2 protein-coding genes are annotated in these 3,291 nt (G+C 61.3%); both read left to right on the top strand.

Annotated features, from left to right (window positions below):
* Window positions 1-522: 522 nt before the first annotated feature.
* A complete protein-coding gene (locus OQK_RS25680) occupies window positions 523-1,626 on the top strand; it encodes a substrate-binding domain-containing protein (RefSeq protein WP_016774960.1) in 1,104 nt (367 codons plus the stop codon).
* 173 nt (window positions 1,627-1,799) lie between these two features.
* Window positions 1,800-3,291 (top strand): two-partner secretion domain-containing protein (locus OQK_RS25675; protein ID WP_038861772.1); only part of this gene is annotated, 1,492 nt, incomplete at its 3' end.

The raw sequence follows: 3,291 nt of genomic DNA, 5'->3' as shown, positions 1-3,291 counted from the left end.
TGATTGTGATGGCGGTGTTGTTGCCGATTATTGAGATCAACCAGTTGGTGCAGTAGCCCAGTCTGATGTTGTCTGGTCGGGCCTCATCGCTGGCAAGCCAGCTCCCACAGGTTTTTGTGTTGTACCCCAGATTGCATTAACAACACTGCACCCCTGTGGGAGCTGGCTTGCCAGCGATTGGGCCATTCCAGCCAACAAATTTCCCAAAATAACTTTCACCGGTCTGCCTACCACCCGAGCCCCAATCCGCCCATCCTCGGGTTCTCCATTCTGTCATCTGCAACCACCCACCAACGGCTCCAGCCCGATTCAGCCAAACCCGCGATCCAGGCGCGCCGCAACCCACCGCATACACCCGAGAAATCCGCACCAAAATCCCCGCGCAGCTCCCGAGGTTTTTTCCTTTATCTGTCACCGGAAGCTGCGAATTTCTCCCTGCGGCTCCACTGCGGTGGACCCTCCCGGTGTCATGCAAGCTTTCCGAAACCTGTGTTCCCAACCAAGTTGAAAAGGAGATTCTTCATGTTCAAGCGCACTCTGATCGCCGCCTCACTGACCGTCGCCGCTCTGGCTTCCGCCCAGGCCATGGCCGTAACCGGTGGTGGCGCCTCGCTGCCTGCCGCGCTGTACAAAGGTTCTGCCAACAGCATCCTGCCCGCCAACTTCAGCTACGCCGTGACCGGTAGCGGCGTCGGCAAAAGCGCTTTCCTGACCAACAACGCTGCCCAGTTCAGCACCACCGGCACCGTGCACTTCGCCGCTAGCGACTCGATCCTCAGCGCTGCGGAACTCAGCACCTACACCAGCAACTTCGGTGCTTCGTACGGCCCGTTGATCCAGCTGCCATCGGTGGCCACTTCGGTTGCCATTCCGTACAAAAAATCCGGTCAGACCGCGCTTAATCTGACCAGCGCTCAGTTGTGCGACGCGTTGTCGGGCACCAAGACTACCTGGGGCGCGCTGTTGGGTACTGCCGACACCACCGCAATCCGCGTGGTTTATCGCAGCACTTCGAGCGGCACCACCGAAATCCTCAGCCGTCACCTGAACTCGATCTGCCCGACCAAATTCGCCGTCAACTCCACCTTCACCAACGCTCGTCTGCCGGCCGGTTCCGCGCTGCCATCGACTTGGGTCGGCGTAGCCAACACCGCTGATGTGGCCACTGCGGTGAATGCCGTGGACGGTTCGATCGGCTATGTGGGTCCGGACGGCGTGAACGCCACCAGCAACGCTGTGGTTGCCCGCGTCAATGGCGTCCAGCCAACCAACGCTAACGTGACGCTGGCGCTGAGCACTGCACCGGTGCCAAGCGCACCTGCCAACCCGGCTGGCTGGGCCCCGGTCGTGCCTAACCCGGCAAGCGGTTACCCGATTGTGGCTTACACCAACTTCATCTTCGGCCAGTGCTACAAAGATGCCGCCGTGGCCACCGCCGTGCGCAACTTCCTGACCACCCACTACAGCAACCCGGGCAACAACGTCGCCACCGTCGCCCACAGCTTCACGCCGGTTCCCAACAACTGGAAAACCGCTGTGACCGCCAACTTCATCACCAACACCTCGGGCAATAACCTGGACATCAACAACGCCAACGCCTGCAACGGCATTGGTCGTCCTTTGTAAGCCTTGTCTCAACTGCAATGAAACGGCAGCAGCCTTCGGGCTGCTGTTTTTTTTGCCGATTTACTCCTTGATCATGAAGTTTGTGTGACATCCGTTCGGTCGTGAGGCTCGCCAACTGCCTATGTCGTAACAGCAGGGCTGATCCGACCTGCCACCCAAAAGGACCTGTAGTGATGCTTGCTCGCACCTCCCGTCACAGTAACCGTATCCGGCCGATCAAACGTGGCGCGGGCGATCCCGCACAGTGGCTGCTCAAGCCATTGGCGCAAGCCGTCGCCTTGTGTCTGGTGGCGGGCAGTGCCGAGGCGGCAACAGCGTTCAGTTCCACCTGGTTTGCCGCGAAGGGCGCAGCGCAGCAGGCTTCGGCGTCGCGTCCGGGTGGGAGCGGTCTGCCGGGGATGACCCCACCGCTGGCACAGCAGCAACGGGCCAGCCAGCAGTTGCAGCGCTCTTTGCAGACGCTCAATAACACCGTGGCAGCGATTGCCGCTCAGCAGGCCGCACAAGCCGCTGGACGTGCCGCCGCATTGGGCAGTGTGCAAGTGGTTCCGGACGGATTGGGCGAGGGCGGCCTGAAGGTCGATAACAGCCTGAGCCAGGGCTGGATGAACGCCAAAGGCCCGCAACAGACCCAGGCCGACGGCAAGACCACGGTGAAGATCGAGCAGACCGCCGACAAGGCGATTCTCAATTGGGAAACGTTCAACGTCGGCCGCAATACCACAGTGGAATTTGCCCAGCAGGCCAACTGGGCGGTGCTCAATCGCGTCAACGATCCGAGCGCACGGGCCAGCCAGATTCAGGGGCAGATCAAAGCGGACGGCACGGTGATGCTGATCAACCGCAACGGCATCGTCTTCAGCGGTGGCAGCCAGGTCAATGTGCGAAATCTGGTAGCGGCAGCCGCGAACATGACAGATGCACAATTTCGCGATCGGGGTCTGTATTTCGATAGCACCGGCAGTCAGCCAACCTTTACCGACGCTGCTGGCAAAGTCCTGGTGGAGCGTGGCGCAGCCATACAAACGCATCAACCTGCGCTCTCCACCGACGCCGGCGGCTATACCTTGCTGCTCGGCCAGGACGTGCAGAACGACGGCTCGATCAGTACGGCCAAAGGTCAGACGGTGCTGGGTGCGGGGGACCGTTTCTATATCCGCAAGGGCTCGGGCACCGACGGCAATGGTTATTCAACCACCTTCGGCAGTGAGGTCATTCCCGGTTTCAAGGCTGACAGCTCGGGCAAAGTCAGCAACACCGGCCTGATCCAGGCATCCACCGGCGACATCACCCTGACCGGCCGCGACGTTGTGCAAAACGGTGTGCTGCTGGCGAGCACTTCAGTGGCGACGCGCGGCACCGTGCATCTGCTCAATCCGGCCAGCGATGCCCAAGGCCGTGTGACCCTGGGCGAAAATGGCGTCAGTGCGATTCTGCTCGACAGCAGTGATCTCACCGCCCTGGACAGCCAGCGCGAGGCCGCGCTGACCGGCGTCAATGCCAACAACCGGATCCGCAGCGATCAGTCACGCATCGACATCGGCAGCGGCGGCACCGTCGAATTCAAAAGCGGCTCGATCACCCTTGCCACCGGTGGGCAGGTGGCGGTTGCCGCGGGACGGCGCAGTCTATTGCGCGAGGGGGCGGTGATCGACGTGTCCGGCG

The sequence above is a fragment of the Pseudomonas sp. R62 genome, from assembly GCF_000257605.1.
Lineage (GTDB): Bacteria > Pseudomonadota > Gammaproteobacteria > Pseudomonadales > Pseudomonadaceae > Aquipseudomonas > Aquipseudomonas atacamensis.
This window is presented reverse-complemented; position numbering and strand designations above follow the sequence as displayed.

Excerpts from the sequence above, each read along its gene's own strand:
- OQK_RS25680 (WP_016774960.1), top strand. The coding sequence starts at position 523 with ATGTTCAAGCGCACTCTGATCGCCGCCTCACTGACCGTCGCCGCTCTG.